Source organism: Bosea sp. Tri-49, from assembly GCF_003952665.1.
Taxonomy (GTDB): domain Bacteria; phylum Pseudomonadota; class Alphaproteobacteria; order Rhizobiales; family Beijerinckiaceae; genus Allobosea.
Genome location: NZ_CP017946.1, coordinates 2,411,173 through 2,427,803 on the forward strand (window position 1 = coordinate 2,411,173; position 16,631 = coordinate 2,427,803).

Consider the following 16,631-nt stretch of genomic DNA (forward strand, 5'->3'; position numbering starts at 1 on the left):
CAGCTCGGTCAAACCCATCCGCCGTCCACGACATAGTGTTGCGCCGTGCAAGCCGAGGCCTCGTCCGACGCCAGGAAGACGGTGACGCGCGCGACCTCGTCGGGACCGAGCCGGCGCTTCAGGCACTGACGGCGCATCAGTTCGGCCTCGCTCTCCGGCGTCAGCCATTTCTCGATCTGCCGTTCGGTCATGATCCAACCTGGCGCGATCGCGTTGACGCGGATGTTGTAAGGGCCGTAATCGCGCGCCAGCGAGCGCGTCAACCCGATCACACCGGACTTGCTTGCCGTATAGGCGACCATGCCGCCCTGACCTGCCATCCAGGAGGTCGAGCCGAAATTGATGATCGCGCCGCCATTGGCCGCCTTCATATCCGACAGAACCGCCTGCGCGGCGAAGAACTGATGCTTCAGATTGACCGCGATCCGCTGGTCCCAATATTCCGGCGTCACGATCTCGGTCGGATGCCGCTCGTCATGTGCGGCGTTGTTGACGAGAATCTGAATCGGGCCGTGTGAGGCGCGAGCCTGGGCGACCCCTGCCTGAAGCGCAGGAATATCAGTCAGATCAACTTCATGGAAATGCGCGGATGAGCCAGCCGCCGTCAGCTCCGCCGCGAGCGCCTCACCAGCGGCGCGCTGGATGTCGAACAGAATGACGGTCGAGCCCTGATCGGCGAAGCGGCGCGTGATCGCGGCGCCGATGCCCGAAGCCCCTCCGGTGACGAGCACGACCTTCTTCGCAAGGTCCGAATACAGGGCAGCCATGGTCCACTCCTTGGTCTGTTCAGGGCGAGGCAACCGGATCAGCGGCCAAACAGCTTGAGCGCGATCTCGATCCTCGGTGCCTTCAGGATTTCCATGCTGGTCCAGCGCGTGCCTTCGATGATGACAATCGTCATCGCTGCGCTCGCAGCATTGGCATCGCGCGCGACGATCGCATCGAGAATGGCGCGGTGCTGACGCAGCGCCAGAGCGAAGCGCTCGGGGTCGTCGACCGGCGCGCTCAGTGCGAAGGCCGCTGCGAGCGCTGTTTCGATCACCGAGCCGATCGAATGCAGGAAGGGATTGCCGGACGCGTCGAGGATGGCGCGGTGGAAGGCGAGATCGGCCGAAGTGAAGCCATCGCGCGTCTGGTCCGGCGGGCCCATGCGGCGCCAGGCCGCCTCGATCCGGCAGATGTCCTCGTCGCTGCGGCGTAGCGCGGCCGACGCGGCCGCCAGCGGCTCAAGCGCCTGCCTGATGTCGAACAGGTTCTCGAAGAAGGGCGCGTCGGCCCCGCGCTGCAAGCGCCAGCTCAGAATGTCGGCGTCGAACATGTTCCAGCGCTTCTCTTCGAGAATGCGCGTGCCGACCCTGGTTTTTGGCTCGATCAAGCCCTTGGCGGCGAGCGTCTTGAGCGCTTCGCGCAGGACCGAGCGCGAGACGGAAAAGCGCTCCGTCAGATCGGCGTCGCCCGGCAAAGTGCTGCCGATCGGATACTGGCCGGCGACGATCCGGCGCCCGATGCCGTGCACGACGAACTCGTGCGCGGAACGGGAGGGCATTGGCAGAGCCAGGGCGGGCTGCGGCGAATTCATGATGCGGGCGGGACTCTTCGCCCGGGCACGCCGGGCAGCGCCCGGCTGTCCGTGAAGAGCATCGCAGGGTTATTTCTTCTTGTTGTAGACATCGATTGAAACCGCCGCGAGCAGGACCAGGCCCTTGATGACCTGCTGATAGTCGATACCGATGCCGAGGATCGACATGCCATTGTTCATCACACCCATGACCATGGCGCCGATCACCGCGCCGGTGACCTTGCCGACGCCGCCTGACGCCGAGGCACCGCCGATGAAGCAGGCGGCGATGACGTCGAGCTCGAAGCCCAGGCCCGCCTTCGGCGTCGCCGTGTTGAGGCGCGCCGCAAAGATCAGCCCGGCGAGCCCGGCGAGCACGCCCATGTTGACGAAGGCCAGGAAGGTCAGGCGCTCGGTCTTGATACCCGACAGCCTCGCCGCCTTCTCGTTGCCACCGAGCGCGTAGATGCGCCGGCCGATCACGGTGCGGTTGGTGACGAAGGCGTAGAGGGCGATCAGCAGGAACATGATCACCAGCACATTCGGCAGGCCGCGATAGGTGGCGAGTTGATAGCAGAAGGCGACGACCAGCAGTGCCAACAGCGCGTTCTTGGCGGCGAAGAGCGTGAAGGGCGAGGTCTCGACACCGTGGCGGACCTGGTTGTTGCGGCTGCGCAGGCTGAAATAGACCATGGCGACGACGCAGGCCGCGCCGAGGAAGAGCGCGGTCAGGTTGAAGCCGTCCATCCCGAACAGGTCGGGGATGAAGCCGGAGGAGAGTTTCTGGAAGGTCGGCGGGAACGGGCCGACCGACATGCCGCCGAGCAGAGCGAGCGTCAGCCCCTTGAAAACCAGCATGCCGGCGAGCGTGACGATGAAGGACGGCACGTGGAAATAGGCCACCCAATAGCCCTGCGCCGCGCCGATCAGTCCGCCGACGACCATGCAGATGATGATGGTCGGCACGAAGTGGAAGCCGTAGCGCACCATCAGCACCGCGGCGAGGCCGCCGACGAAGCCGACCACCGAGCCGACCGAGAGATCGATATGCCCGGCGACGATGACCAGCAGCATGCCGAGCGCCATGATGACGATATAGCTGTTCTGCAGAATCAGGTTGGTCAGGTTGAGCGGCTTCAGCAGCGTGCCGTTGGTCATGAACTGGAAGAACAGCATGATCGCCAGGAGCGAGAGCAGCATGCCGTAATCGCGGAAATGCGACTTGATGAAGCTCAGCGAGGACGCGCCCTTCGAGCCGCGCACATCGTCGGTCAGGCTCGTATCCATCAGCGTCTCCCCGATCTCATGATGGCCTGCATGATCTTTTCCTGGGACGCCTCTGCGGCGTCGAGCTCGGCGACGAACGCCCCTTCGTTCATCACATAGATGCGATCGCACATGCCGAGCAGCTCCGGCATCTCGGAGGAGATCATCAGCACCGCCTTGCCGGCCTCGGCCAGCTGGTTGATGATCGTGTAGATCTCGTATTTGGCGCCGACGTCGATGCCGCGCGTCGGCTCGTCAAGGATCAGCACCTGCGGGTCGGCGAAGAGCCATTTGCTCAGCACGACCTTCTGCTGGTTGCCGCCGGACAGGTTGACGGCCTGCTGATAGACGCTGGGGCTGCGGATCCTGAGCTTGGCCCGATAGTCGTTGGCGACCGCAAGCTCGCGCATGTCGTCGATCACACCGCGCTCGGCGACGCCCGCCAGATTGGCGAGGGTGATGTTCTGGCGAATGTCCTCTTCGAGGACGAGGCCGAGGGATTTACGATCCTCCGTCGCGTAGGCAAGGCCACTGGCGATGGCGCGCTCAACCGTGCCGACATCGATCGTCTTGCCGGCGAGCTTCGCCGTGCCGCTGATCTTCTGGCCATAGGAGCGGCCGAACAGGCTCATGGCGAATTCGGTGCGCCCTGCCCCCATCAGCCCGGCGATGCCGACGATCTCGCCGCGGCGAATGGTGAGGTTGACGTTCTTCACCACCTGCCGCTCGGCATGGATCGGATGATGCGCCGTCCAGTTCTCGACCTCGAACAGGACTTCGCCGGGATGGCTCTCCCGCCTGGGGTAGCGATCGGCCATCTCGCGCCCGACCATGCCCTTGATGATGCGGTCCTCGCTGACCGCCTGCGCGCGGCAGTCGAGCGTCTCGACCGTCGCACCGTCACGCAGCACGGTGATCGCGTCGGCGACCTTGGCGATCTCATTGAGCTTGTGCGAGATCAGGATCGAGGAGATGCCCTGCCGCTTGAATTCGAGCAGGAGTTCGAGCAGGGCGTCGCTGTCGCTTTCGTTCAGGCTCGCGGTCGGCTCGTCGAGGATGAGCAGTCTGACCTTCTTCGACAGCGCCTTGGCGATCTCGACCAACTGCTGCTTGCCGACGCCGAGAGTGGTGACCAGCGTCTCCGGCTTCTCTCTCAGTCCGACCTTGGCGAGCAGCTCCTTGGCGCGGGCCGAAACCGCCGACCAGTCGATGACGCCGTGGTTCGCCTGCTCGTTGCCGAGGAAGATGTTCTCGGCGATCGAAAGCAGCGGCACCAGAGCGAGCTCCTGGTGGATGATGATGATGCCGAGGGTCTCGCTGTCGGCGATGCCACGGAACTGGCGCTCCTGACCGTCGAAATGGATCGCGCCGGAATAGGAGCCGTGCGGATAGACGCCGCTCAACACCTTCATCAAGGTCGACTTGCCGGCACCGTTCTCGCCGACCAGAGCGTGGATCTCGCCTGCCCTGACGGTCAGGTTGACGTTGTCGAGCGCGTGCACGCCCGGAAACGTCTTGGTGATCCCGCGCATGTCGAGAATCGCTTGCATCAATCCATCCCGCAGCGAGGGGGCGCGGGCGAACAGGCGCCCGCGCGGAGATGGCGAATGGATCCGGCGCGGCGAGCGCGCGCCGGCGCGGCTCACTTCACCTGGTTCTCGGTGTAGTAGCCGCTGGCGATCAGCGTCTCCTTCCAGTTCGACGCATCGACGCTGACCGGCTTCAGCAGATAGGACGGCACGGTCTTGACGCCGTTCTCATAGGTCTTGGTATCGTTGACCTCGACTTCCTTGCCCGAGAGCGAGGCGTCGACCATGTTCGCCGCGATCTTGGCTAGCTCGCGCGTGTCCTTGAACACGGTCGAGGTCTGCTCCTTGTTCAGGATCGACTTGACCGACTGGACCTCGGCATCCTGCCCGGTGATCACCGGCATGGCCTGCTTGCCGCTGCCATAGCCGACGCCCTTGAGCGAGGAGATGATGCCGATGCTCAGGCCGTCATAGGGCGAGAGTACGGCGTCGACGCGCTTGTCGGCGTAGTAGGCGCTGAGCAGGTTGTCCATGCGGGCCTGGGCGACCGCGCCGTCCCAGCGCAGCGTCGAGACCTTGTCCATGCCGAGCTGGCCGCTGCGCACCACGAGCTTGCCGCTCTTGATGTAGGGCTCCAGCACCGACATGGCGCCGTTGTAGAAGAAATAGGCGTTGTTGTCGTCGGGCGAGCCGCCGAAGAGCTCGATGTTGAAGGGCCCTTTGCCTTCCTTGAGACCGAGCGCCTTCTCGATATACCCGGCCTGCAGCACGCCGACCTGGAAATTGTCGAAGGTCGCGTAGTAGTCGACATTCTTGGAATTACGGATCAGGCGGTCATAGGCGATCACCTTGACGCCCTTGCTCGCCGCCTGCTGCAACGCGTCAGACAGGGTGGTACCGTCGATAGCGGCAATAACCAGCACCTTGACGCCCTTGGTGATCATGTTTTCGATCTGGGCGAGCTGGTTCGGGATGTCGTCATCCGCATATTGCAGATCGACGGCGTAACCCTTTTCCTTGAGCGACTTCACCATGTTGTCGCCGTCGGCGATCCAACGCGCCGAGGATTTGGTCGGCATCGAGACGCCGATCGTGCCCTTCTGCTGGGCCTGGGCCAGCGGTGCAAAAGCGAAAGCGCCAAGGGCAAGCGCCATCATCCATCGGATTGCCTTCATGCGTCTTCTCCCAGATTGCTCTGTGGCTCGACTCTTTGGTCGATCAATCCAATTAGTCATATAATATGCCATCGGATGCTGCCATCTGGGCAGAGCCTGCAGCGCCTGTCAATCGTCTGCGCTTCTCCCGCGACGTAGCTCAAGGGATGATCGCGCTTGTCGCTCCCAGCAGATCGACACCAATGAAAGAAAACTTCCGTGAGCGTCCCTTATCGGTCGAGCCGCCTGTTCAGGCGCACATCGCGATGGCGTCGTCCCGAGTCTCGCAGACCGTAAGGATCTGCAGGAAGCCGCTGATCGCAAAGACCTCCTTCACCGAGGGCGCGAGGCCGGCCAGGACGACCCGGCCGCCGATCTCCTTCATGCGCTTGGCGACGACGAGGAAAACGCGCAGGCCGGCACTGGAGACATAGCTCAGCCCCGAGCAATCGAGCACGAGGCGCGTAGCCCCGTCCCGGATCTCGGCCACGATGGCGGCTTCCGTCTCGGTCGCGTTGATGCTGTCGAGCCGACCTGTAAGCGACAGGACGCGCATCTCGCCGATGGTCTGCGACTCCATCATGAGCCGTTGCTCTCCTGTGGCGGCGGATAAGGCCGGAACTGTTCGTTCAGGGTTGAATTCCGGCAGCCGTCACCGGTTGCGGCGGCAAGAGAAGGGTCAGCGTGATGACGTTGCGATCATCGTCGCGGCGGTAATCCACCTCATCGATCAGCGTACGGACGAAATGGATGCCGAGACCACCGATCTTCCGGTCCTCCAGCGCAGCGGCCGTGTCAGGCTCCAACATCGAAAGTGGGTCGAAGGCCGCGGCGCTGTCGATCAACTTCACCACGACGCGGTCGTCATGGCGGCGCATCTCGATGTCGATGACGCCGTCCTTCTGCTCGGCATAGCCATAGGCGATCGTGTTGGTGATCAGCTCGTCCAGCGCGAGGTTGAGCTTGAAGATCATCGGCTGCGGCAGCTGAAGCGAATCGGCCAGATAATCGATCGCATCGGCGAGGCGCCGAATTTCATGCGTGTCGCTGCGAAGGACGACATGGATACCGCGCGCCAGCATTCAACGCCCTTCGATCGGCGATCATCATTCGCCTGTGACGCTAGGGGCCGATTGCGAAACTACGTTGACATCGATCAGGCCGACAGTGCCTTCCTCTTTCTGTCATCGATGCCGCTTTACTGTGTCCCGTATGGACACCCACAGCCTCGCCTCCCCCGACCTGTTCGCCCGGCGCCTGCGCGACCTCTGCGGTGAGCTCGCCCGCGGCGACTACGACAATATCGACAGCCTCTTCGCCATGACGGCAGATGTCGATGCGCCTGAGACCGTGCGCGAGCTCGCCGAGGCCTTCGGCAGCATGGCCGTGCAAATCGAGGCGCGCGAGTTCCGGCTCGGCGGGATGCTGGCGGAGCTCAAGGAGGCCAATCGACGGCTGGAGGACGCCAACCGCAACATCGCCAGCGAGAACGCCGACCTCAAGACCAAGGTGCAGCGCCTCGCCATCGAGATCGACCAGACGCGCAAGGAGCGCGAGGTCGAAGCCATCGTCGAGACCGACTATTTCAGGGCACTGCAGGAGCGTGCCCAGGCAATGCGGCAACGGCGCGAAGCCGGCAGCCCGGAGAAGGGCGAGCGGGCATGACCATCATCGTCTCGACGCATTCCTACCGGGGAGGCACCGGCAAATCCAACACGACGGCGAACATCGCCGCCCAGCTGGCACGGCGCGGGCGGCGCGTCGCCATCGTCGACACCGATATCCAGTCGCCGGGCATCCACGTCCTGTTCGGCATCGAGCCGGATCGGCTGCGCTATACGCTCAATGATTATCTCTGGGGGCGCTGCCGGATCGAGGAAGCCGCTCACGACGTCACCGACCGGCTGGCCGAGGCGGTCGCGGGTGCGGCGGGCGGAACCGTCATGCTGGTGCCGTCGAGCATACGCCCCGGCGAGATCGCGCGGGTCGTCAAGGAAGGCTACGACGTCAACCTGCTCAATGACGGCTTTCAGGACCTATCCCGCGCACTGGCGCTGGACTACCTGCTGATCGACACCCATCCCGGCGTCAACGAGGAGACGCTGCTCTCGATCGCGATCTCCGACACGCTCCTGCTCGTGCTGCGGCCCGACCATCAGGATTATCAGGGCACCGCCGTCACGCTCGACCTCGCCCGCAGGCTCGGCGTGCCGCAGTTGCTGCTGATCGTCAACAAGGTGCTGCCCTCGCTCGATTTCCGCGAGCTCTCCGACCGGATCGCCAGCACCTATCGCGTGCCGGTGGCGGCGGTGCTGCCACTCAGCGAGGACATGGTCAGGCTCGGCAGCGGCGGGCTCTATTCGCTGCTCGCGCCGACATCGGCCTATGCCGACGGCATTGCCGCGATCACGGCCCTGGTCGACAGCGATCGCTAGCCACTCAGCCGAACAGCGTCCGCGCGAAAGCCGAGGCGTCGGCCGGACGCTGCTCGCGCTCGAAGGCTAGCGCTGTCGTCACCGCCAACCAGACCCTGTCCTCGACATCGACGGGCCTCAGCGGCGCCAAGCTCTGCTCCCGCGCCTCGATCGCCGCCTTGCCGTCGAAGGGGTGGCGTCCGGCGAGCAGCTCATAGCTGATGCAGCCCAGCGCATAGACGTCATCATCCGCCCGGCGCTCGGCCGTCTCGATCATCTGCGGGCTGGCATAGGCCGGTGTCAGCCCGCCGAGCGAGGTCGGATCGAAACCACCGTCGCGTGCGGCGCTCGCAATGCCAAAATCGAGAAGCTTCACACCACCCGCCGTCAGGAAGACGTTCGCCGGCTTGACGTCGGCATGGACCACGCCGCGCGCATGCGCATGGGCAAGGCCGGCGCAGAGGCCAGTGAGGATGTCCCTGCCCTCCTCCCAGCCAACCGCGGTCGGACCAGCACAGGCAATGCGCTGATCGAGCGGCTCGCCTTCGAGCAGCTCCATGACGATGAAGAGATGGCCGCCATCGCGCTCGAAATCATGGATCGTGACGATGTTGGGATGAGCGAGTTCCTGCGCCCGGCGTGCCTCGGCCTCGATGGTACGCAGCGCTTCGGGATGGTGGCGGAAATCACCGCCGAGCAGCTTCAGCGCGACATAGGGCTGCTGGCGCATCGCTTCGAGCCGGCGCCTGTCGACAGCGCGATAGACCGTGCCCATGCCACCCCGGCCGATCTCGGCATCGAGGATGAAGCGGTCCTTCAACATGGCGCCGATGCCGATCTGGCGCGTTTCGCGCCGTGGGTCGAGCTCGAAACGCCGGGCGCGGCCGGCCTCGGCATTGCTGGCGTCCCGCCGGAAGCGCAGGCTGCGGAAATCAGCGAGGCTGGCGTCCAGCGCCGCATCGGAGTGGGCTTCGCTTGTGCGGTTGCGACCACGCAGGCCTACGAAATCGCCGATCAGCGCATTGACGACGACTTCGTCGACCTTGTCGCGGATGGTGCCGGCGGGCGGCAGCGGCATGGCCGGATCGGGCGCAGGCGGGCGCGGCGAGCCGAGTGGGACGGTCGGCGGGTCGAGTCCGGCAGTATCAACCGCGCCGGCCGGCGGGCCGCCGCCCAGCTCACCGGCGAGAAGGGCTGCGAGATCGGCGGGCAGGCGCCCCTCATTTGCCCAGCTTTCGAGCTGCGCCAGGACCGGCAGCGCCGTGCCGTCGCCAAACACAAGGCTCTTCAGCGCCGCGACGAGTCGCTCGAAAGGCATCCTCCCCGAGACGAAGGCGTTGAGGGCGCGATCCGCCTCGTCCGCCTTATCCATCGATCCTTCCCCTCGGCCCTGCCGTGCTCATGGCGTCCTGATGGCGTAGCGCTGCAGCTTCTCGACCAGGCTACGGCGCGATATCTGCAGCAGGCGGGCGGCCCGGCTCTGGTTCCAGCCGGCTTCGCGTAAGCGATTCTCGATGACGATCGCCTCGTATTGCCGCACGGCCGAGCGCAGGCTGGCGTTGCCTTCGGCCGCCGGCGTCTGCACGATGATGTCGGGCGCGGCCCTGGCGAGCTGGGCCGGCAAGTGCTTCAGATCGATGCGCTCGTCGCCGTCGATCAGGAGAGCGGCGCGCTCGGCCATGTTCTTCAGCTCGCGGACATTGCCGGGATAGCGCCAGCGGCAGAGCGCATCGAGCGCCCGCGGCGTCAGCGCGAAGCCCTCGCGGCCGTGCGCCTGGGCGATGCGCCTGAGGAAGAAGTCGATCAGCAAGGGGATGTCGGAAGGCCGCTCGCGCAGCGGCGGGATCGTCACCGGGAAGACGCTGAGCCGGTAGTAGAGATCCTCGCGGAAGGTGCCCTGCGCGATCTTCTGGGGCAGGTCGACATTGGTCGCGGCGATGATGCGGACATCGACCTTTTCGAGCCTCGTGTCGCCGAGGCGGCGCACCGAGCCCTCCTCCAGCAGGCGCAGGATCTTCGCCTGCAGCGGCAGCGGCATGTCGCCGATCTCGTCGAGGAATAGCGTGCCGCCATTGGCCTCGTGCACCAGCCCCTTCTTGTCGGCGAGCGCACCCGAGAAGGCGCCCTTGCGATGGCCGAAGAGCTCGCTCTCCAGCAGCGTCTCGGGCAGAGCCGCGCAGTTCTGCGCGACGAAGGGCCGATCACGGCGCTTGCCCTGCCGATGGACGGCGTTGGCGAAGACGTCCTTGCCGGTTCCGGTCTCGCCGAGCATCAGCACCGCGACCGAGGAAGAGGCGGCGCGGCGCGCCAGGTCGAGCGCCGCCTGGAAGGCAGGGCTTTCGCCGACGACCTGCTCCTCCCGCGGCGCGGTCATCACCTTCAGCCGCGAATTCTCGCGGGCGAGGTCGGCATTGCGCCGGTCGAGCTGGCGGATGAGCTCGCGATTCTCCTCGAACAGCCGGGCATTGGCGATCGCGACCGCGGCATGGGCCGCGAAGGAGCCGACGACGCGCTCGAAAGCCGTCGGCAAGGCACCGATCTCGCCGCCGGGCGTCATCTGCACATTGATCAACTGAAGCACGCCGAGGGTGACACCCTCGACGTTCCAGAGCGGTGCGACCACGAAGGAGCGCGTGCGATAGCCGGTGCGCTCGTCCTGCTCACGCAGCCGCGAAAAATCGAAGGCGCTATAATCGTAGACATCGGCCAGGTTGACGATCTTGCCGGTGACCGCCGCGAAGACATTGGCGTCACGCAGATTGAACGCGTTGCCTTCGGCATAGACGGGGATCTCGCTGGCAAGCGCCGCTGCATCGGGCACGACATCGTTCTGGCCGACAAGGCCGTGCAGATGCCGGCCGGTGCGGTCGAGCACCAGCACGCGCCCGCCCTCGGCGCGTGTCAGCCGTCGCGCCGAGTTGACCACGGCCCCGAGTAGGGCCTCGAGGCGACGCTCGGTGGCGAGCGTCGTGGTCAGCTCGATCAGCTCCTCGGCGACCGAGAGGGGGTCGTGCATCTGGCGGGCTCGTGCAACACCGTCACTCGGCCGCCTGCGCCACCGGCTCGGAGCCCGGCAGCGTGAAGCGGTAGGTAAAGCTGCCCTCGGGACCGATGTCGACCGACAGGCTCTCGGGCGCATGCTCCTCACCCATCCGGCCGATGATCTCGGTCGCGATCTCCGGCAGGAGCGTGCGGTTGACGATGTGGTCGATGTTGCGGGCGCCGGTGTCGACATCGGTGCAGCGCGCCGTGATCGCCTCGACGACGGCGTCCGAATAGTGGAATGCCATCTTCTGACTCTCGCGCAGGCGCTTGCCGACCTTGTTGAGCTTCAGCCGCACAATCTCGCTCAGCACATCCGGCATCAGCGGATAGAACGGCACGATCTGCATGCGGGCCAGCAACGCCGGCTTGAAGTGCCGAGACAGGCTCGGGCGGATCGCTTCGGTGAGCTCGGCCGTCGACGGCTTCTCCTCCTGCGTCCCCATCGCCGTGATGATGTCGGTGGCGAGGTTGGAGGTGAGGATGATCACCGTGTTCTTGAAGTCGATGATCCGGCCTTCGCCGTCGGCGAGCGTGCCCTTGTCGAAGACCTGGTAGAACAGGTTCAGCACCTCCGGATCGGCCTTCTCGCACTCGTCGAGCAGCACGACCGAATAGGGCCGCTGGCGCACCGCCTCGGTCAGCAGCCCGCCCTCGCCATAGCCGACATAGCCGGCCGGGGCGCCGACAAGCTTGGAGACGGTGTGCTTCTCCTGGAACTCGGACATGTTGATGGTGATCAGGAAGCGCTCACCGCCGAAGAGCAGGTCGGCGAGTTGTGTCGCGAGCTCGGTCTTGCCGACGCCAGAGGTGCCGACGAAGAGGAAGACCCCCATGGGCTGGCCGGGATTGTTGACGCCGGCCTTGGCGGCACGCATGCCCTCGTCCAGCGCCGAGACGGCATGATCCTGGCCCTTGATGCGCTGGCGCAGATTGTCCGACATGCCGAGGATGGCAGCGGCCTCGTCTTTGACCATGCTGCCGACCGGAATGCCGGTCCAGTCCGAGATCACCTGGCCCACGGCGTCGGCTGTGACCTCGTAATGGATCATCGCGGTCTTGCCGCGGGTCTTCTCCAGCTCGGCGACGGCCTGCTGCAGCTCCTGCTCGGCTGACTTGCGCGAGTTATCAGCCTCTTCGGCCTCCTCCTCGTCGCGGTCGTCATCCTCGTCGTCGCCATCATCATTGTCGGCGGCATTGGCTTCCAGCTGCGCTATTCCCTCCGGACCGAGGCCGAGTTCGCGGCGCAGCTCGACGATGCGGTCGACCAGCGCCTTCTCGCGCTCCCATTGTACGATCGCCTCGGCCTTCTCGGCCTCGATCCCGGCGATCTCCTCCTCGACCTCGGCGATGCGCGGATTGTCCTTGCCGAGGGTACCCCGGTCACGCTCCAGCGCAGAAAGCTCGCGGCGCAGCGTCGCGATGCGGCGCTCCTGATCGTCGATGCTGGCCGGCTTGCTGGACAGCGAGAGCTTCACCCGAGCGCAGGCGGTGTCGAGCACGTCGACTGCCTTGTCGGGCAATTGCCGGCCGGAGATGTAGCGGGCCGAGAGGTTGGCGGCGGCGGCGACGGCATCGTCGCGGACATAGACGCCGTGGCTCTTCTCGTAAGCCGCGCGCAGGCCGCGCACGATGGTGATCGCCTCCGTCGGCGAAGGCTCGTCGAGCTTGACCAGCTGGAAGCGCCGCGCCAGCGCCGGATCCCTCTCGAAATACTTCTTGTATTCCGACCAGGTCGTGGCCGCGACAGTGCGCAGCTCACCCCGAGCGAGCGCCGGCTTCAGCAGATTGGCGGCATCGCCGCCACCCGCCGAAGCGCCAGCGCCGACCAGCATGTGCGCCTCGTCGATGAACAGCGCGATCGGCTTGGGCGAGGCCTTGACCTCGTCGATGATGCCCTTGAGCCGGTTCTCGAACTCGCCTTTGACGCCGGCGCCAGCCTGCAGCATGCCAAGATCGAGGCTGAGCAACTCGACATTCCTGAGGAAGTCCGGGACGTCACCTTCGGCCATCTTGAGCGCGAGGCCCTCGACCACCGCGGTCTTGCCGACGCCGGGATCGCCGACGCAGATCGGGTTGTTCTTGCGGCGTCGGCCGAGGATGTCGATCATCTGCCGGATCTCGCGGTCACGGCCGAAGACTGGATCGATCTTGCCCTTGCGCGCCTGCTCGGTGAAGTTGATCGTGAAGCGGGCGAGCGCGCCGTCGGGCGGAAGGACGCCGTTGCCGGCCTGGCCAGAGGCTCCACCGAGTGTCGCCGCGGGAACGGCCGGCTCTTCGGCCGAGGACGCGACGATGTCGCGGAACTTGGCCTTGATCTCGGCGAGCGGGATTGCCCGCAGCGCCTCGAACCAGTCGGCCATCGCGTAGCGGCTGGGGTTGGCGAGCAGCGCCGCGACGATCGCCCCCGAGCGAATCTGCTGCTGGCTGAGCTCGATCGAGCTGATCAGCCAGGTATCGGTGAGCAATTCGATCAGCCCCGGCGAGAAAACGGGCCGGCCGGTATTGCCGGTTTTGAGGGTTTCGGTGGCGCGCTGAAGGCCGCGCTTCAGACCCGAAGCATCGAGCCCGAACTGCTTGAGGATGATGCCGAGATCGCGCTGCTCATCTTCCGCCATCACAAGCAGGAGATGCTCGACCGCCACCTCGTAATGGCCGCGGCCAACGCTGTGGCCAGCTGCCGTTTCGAGCGCCCGCTTGACGTAAGGGTTCAGCCGCCCGAGCAGCTGCTTGAGATCGACCTGGACCATGGTGAAACGCCCCCTGCCTGGCGCCTGGCGCCGGATGTCGCGCCGGGCTTGAGGCCCGGTCTGCGCGATGGCGTACCTCACAGCGTCGAGGTGACTGGCCGATGACATCTACGTCACCGTGCCGTTGCAAGATCCCCAGCAAGACCGCCGCGCAGGGGCTGCGCGGCGGCTGATTTCGCCGGATCAGGCGCTCTGCCAGGAATCCTCGCCCTCGGTCGAAGCCTTGGTGTGCTTCCAGGTCACCTTCTCATAGGTGAAGGACCAGTCTTCCATCGGGCGCAGATGGTCGTTCGCCTGGGTGACGGTCAGCGGCAGATAGGACTTGCCTTCGCAAAGCTTGGCGTTCTCCCACTTGAACTCGAAGAATTCCTCCGGCTCGCCAAGGCCGGCGGTGTCCGGGCGGTAGAACTTGCAGACGATCTCGGTCAGCGTCTCACCCTTGGCCAGCGCCTGCCAGAGCAGCGGCGAGGACCGGTCCATCAGCTTGGTGAAGGTGACCGGCTGGTGGACGCGGGCGCCGGAGGTGAAGCCCGACTTCGGATCGCGCGGGTTGATCACGCCGCTGGTGAAGGAGAGCACGGTGATCTCGTTGCCGTGCTTGTCGTATTTGGCGCCGGCGCCGGCGCTCTTGATCGTGCTGGCCTCGCTGGAGATGTCCCCCTGCTTCTGGCCCTTGATGGTCATGTAGGCGTCGAGTGCCATTGTTCTCTTCCCTGGAATTCGCTGCTCCGGCTCGAGCCGGCGCCCTTGCTCGGCAAGGGGCGTACCAAGTGGAAGAAATCACCTATCCTATTGATCTAATTTTGATAAAGCTGTTTGCGTCACTGCCGTGACTGCGCAGTTTCCTGCGCTCATTCGGCTAACTGCGCAGGCGCACGCTCACCTCGATCTGGCTGCCGGGCCGAAGACAGACTAGCGACGCCGGTCATGCCTATGCAGCGCGCCGCAACTACGGCGACGTAGAACGCGGAACCGCAGCGATCCAAAGCTGAACAGAATGGATGGAGTGAGCCGGATTGCGGCTTCAGGGACGCGTTCGGCCGACAGCTTCCAGCCGGCTGTCGCAGGCGAGGACGGCGCGCGTCACCAAGTCGACGACGAGGTCGGCGCTGACGCGATAGCCCATGTCGCCGGCGACCATTTCCCCGCTGACATGGATGCCGGCGCAGGCGCGGCGTTCACGCTGCGTCTGCGCGGCCGGGCTCGCCGACAGCCTGATCCGCACCGGCCGGCCATCCGGCAGCATGGTCTCGCGCCAGCTCTCGCCCGGCACGGCAACGAGATGGAAGCCGAACGCTTCGCCCGGGAAGACCTGGGTGCGCACCGCCTCATGGACGAGCGCGGCAAGCGGATCGAGTTCGCGTGTCGGTGGCTGCCAGATCATCGCAGGTTCAACTGGCAGAGCCGTCGTTCATCTCGAACAGCGTGCCCGACGGCGAGCGGAAGCGGTTGAGCGTGCGGTTGCGCTTGGAGACGACGTTCGGCGTCAGCGGGTTCGGCACCGCACCGACGATGATCGGCCGGTCGATATCGCCGTTGACGCAGGAGAGGATGACCTCGGTGCCTTTCAACAGCGGGAAGTGCATGCCGGTGTCGGACGGACCGGCATAGGGCTCGGCCTTGCGCAGGAATTCGCTCGCCTTGCCCTCGGCGCTGTCGCCTTCATCATAGCGCAGGCGGACCTTGTAGCGCCCCTGCGTATCGACCTCGGCCCGCGTGCCGTCGGCCTCGCCGTCGACGAAGGCGTTGAAGAGCCCGGCCGCCAGCGGCCGCGGCGTGCGCCGCTCGGGCCGGAACGGCACGGAAAGCGGGATCGCCTCGAAGCGGTTGCCATAGGGCGCGCCGGCGACGGCCTCAGCCGTACCATAGCCGACCGGGGCCGGGGTCGAGACCTCGTGCTCCACCGAGATGACGAGGTAGCGGTCGTCGAGCGAGGGGTGCCCGCTCAGGCGGAAGAACATGCCCGGGCGCAGTTGCGGCGCATTGCTGACACCGCGGAAGACCTTGGCCCGACAGGCGATCTCCTCGGCCCGGACCTTGGCGAGATGGTCGCCCTCGTCGGGCTCGAGGAAGTGCTGGCCGTATTCGATGATGGTGCCGGTCTTGCCGCCTTCGACCTCGGCGCGGGCGCGCAGCAGCAGCGCCGGCTTCTCGGGATTGTACTCGCGCAGCACCACCGATTTCGTCACCGGCCGGGCGACGAAGCCGAACGAAGTCACCGCCGCCTGAGACGTGGTGATCGCGTCACGGCCATGGCGATAAGGCAAAGATTTCGCCTCGATGAACGCGACGTTGCTGTCGCCGAACACCGCGGTCTCGCCATCCTGGCCCTGCTTGAAGAAATAGAAGATGCCGCTGCCCTCGCACCAGCGCGACAGGAAGGAAAGGTCGCTCTCATTGTACTGCACGATGAACTCGCGCTCGCGATAGCTCGCGGCGAGATTAAGCTCGTGATCGATGGTGATGTGGCCGTGATTGGCCGCCAGCGAGCCCTCGAGTTCCTTCTGGATGATGTCCTTGACCGAGACCTTGCTGGTCGAGCCATAGACCTGGTTCTGGCGGCTGAGCTCGAGCATCCGGAGGCGCGGCGCGATCACCGCGGCATAGAGATGGCTCTGGTCGCCGAGTGGGTCCTCGGCGGCGAATTCGACGACGACGCCGTGCACAGCGAGCTCGCCGGCCTCGGTGTTCAGCGTCAGATTCGCCCGCTCGCCGATGACGTCCTCGGGGCTGATCGCCTTGTCCGAGCGGAACGCAACCCGGTAGGCGTAAGGCTCCGAGATCGCTTCGCGGCCAGTGACCCGCTCGACATGCAGGCCGTCCTTGATGCCACCGCTGGCGAGGCTGAGCGCGATCGTGGTGTCGTGACTGGCAGGTCGGTCGAGCATGGCACGTCGCGTCCGATAAGAGGAACGAAG

The 16,631-nt window shown here is 65.5% G+C and carries 15 protein-coding genes; 2 read left to right on the top strand and 13 right to left on the bottom strand.

What is annotated here, in order from left to right; genetic code table 11:
- Positions 1-8: 8 nt before the first annotated feature.
- From BLM15_RS11965 to BLM15_RS11995, 7 genes are all read right to left on the bottom strand, one after another.
- A complete protein-coding gene (locus BLM15_RS11965; RefSeq protein WP_126112963.1) occupies positions 9-767 on the bottom strand; it encodes an SDR family NAD(P)-dependent oxidoreductase in 759 nt (252 codons plus the stop codon).
- 38 nt (positions 768-805) lie between these two features.
- A complete protein-coding gene (locus tag BLM15_RS11970) occupies positions 806-1,546 on the bottom strand; it encodes a FadR/GntR family transcriptional regulator (RefSeq protein ID WP_236846641.1) in 741 nt (246 codons plus the stop codon).
- Positions 1,547-1,648: 102 nt separating this feature from the next.
- Complete coding sequence (gene mmsB, locus BLM15_RS11975) at positions 1,649-2,833, bottom strand: multiple monosaccharide ABC transporter permease (protein ID WP_269467529.1); 1,185 nt, start codon at positions 2,831-2,833, stop codon at positions 1,649-1,651.
- Between the two features lie 11 nt (positions 2,834-2,844).
- A complete protein-coding gene (mmsA, locus tag BLM15_RS11980) occupies positions 2,845-4,374 on the bottom strand; it encodes a multiple monosaccharide ABC transporter ATP-binding protein (protein ID WP_126112966.1) in 1,530 nt (509 codons plus the stop codon).
- 92 nt (positions 4,375-4,466) lie between these two features.
- Positions 4,467-5,528, bottom strand: a complete 1,062-nt coding sequence (gene chvE / locus BLM15_RS11985) for a multiple monosaccharide ABC transporter substrate-binding protein (RefSeq protein ID WP_126112967.1) — start codon at positions 5,526-5,528, stop codon at positions 4,467-4,469.
- A 229-nt stretch (positions 5,529-5,757) separates the two neighbouring features.
- Positions 5,758-6,090 (bottom strand): STAS domain-containing protein, encoded by a 333-nt coding sequence (locus BLM15_RS11990; RefSeq protein ID WP_126112968.1) that lies wholly within the window; start codon positions 6,088-6,090, stop codon positions 5,758-5,760.
- 46 nt (positions 6,091-6,136) lie between these two features.
- Positions 6,137-6,589, bottom strand: coding sequence for an ATP-binding protein (locus BLM15_RS11995; RefSeq protein WP_126112969.1), 453 nt, complete (start codon positions 6,587-6,589; stop codon positions 6,137-6,139).
- A gap of 130 nt (positions 6,590-6,719) precedes the next feature.
- On the opposite strand from BLM15_RS11995, the gene BLM15_RS12000 reads away from it, so the two are divergent.
- Together BLM15_RS12000 and BLM15_RS12005 are read left to right on the top strand one after the other, a co-directional pair.
- On the top strand, positions 6,720-7,172 hold the full coding sequence (locus tag BLM15_RS12000) for a hypothetical protein (protein WP_126112970.1): 453 nt from the start codon (positions 6,720-6,722) through the stop codon (positions 7,170-7,172).
- On the top strand, positions 7,169-7,942 hold the full coding sequence (locus BLM15_RS12005) for a MinD/ParA family ATP-binding protein (RefSeq protein ID WP_126112971.1): 774 nt from the start codon (positions 7,169-7,171) through the stop codon (positions 7,940-7,942). The genes BLM15_RS12000 and BLM15_RS12005 overlap by 4 nt, the downstream gene beginning before the upstream one ends.
- 4 nt (positions 7,943-7,946) lie before the next feature.
- On the opposite strand, the gene BLM15_RS12010 is transcribed toward BLM15_RS12005, so the two are convergent.
- The 6 genes from BLM15_RS12010 to BLM15_RS12035 form a co-directional block, all read right to left on the bottom strand.
- Positions 7,947-9,293, bottom strand: coding sequence for a serine/threonine-protein kinase (locus BLM15_RS12010; RefSeq protein WP_126112972.1), 1,347 nt, complete (start codon positions 9,291-9,293; stop codon positions 7,947-7,949).
- Positions 9,294-9,320: 27 nt separating this feature from the next.
- The gene (locus tag BLM15_RS12015; protein WP_164547492.1) at positions 9,321-10,937 is read right to left on the bottom strand and encodes a sigma 54-interacting transcriptional regulator; all 1,617 of its coding nucleotides are present in this window, start codon (positions 10,935-10,937) and stop codon (positions 9,321-9,323) included.
- Between the two features lie 22 nt (positions 10,938-10,959).
- A complete protein-coding gene (gene tssH / locus BLM15_RS12020) occupies positions 10,960-13,821 on the bottom strand; it encodes a type VI secretion system ATPase TssH (RefSeq protein ID WP_236846642.1) in 2,862 nt (953 codons plus the stop codon).
- 75 nt (positions 13,822-13,896) lie between these two features.
- On the bottom strand, positions 13,897-14,415 hold the full coding sequence (locus BLM15_RS12025) for an Hcp family type VI secretion system effector (RefSeq protein WP_126112974.1): 519 nt from the start codon (positions 14,413-14,415) through the stop codon (positions 13,897-13,899).
- 322 nt (positions 14,416-14,737) lie between these two features.
- A complete protein-coding gene (locus BLM15_RS12030) occupies positions 14,738-15,097 on the bottom strand; it encodes a hypothetical protein (protein ID WP_126112975.1) in 360 nt (119 codons plus the stop codon).
- 7 nt (positions 15,098-15,104) lie between these two features.
- A complete protein-coding gene (locus BLM15_RS12035) occupies positions 15,105-16,601 on the bottom strand; it encodes a type VI secretion system Vgr family protein (RefSeq protein WP_126112976.1) in 1,497 nt (498 codons plus the stop codon).
- Positions 16,602-16,631 lie beyond the last annotated feature (30 nt).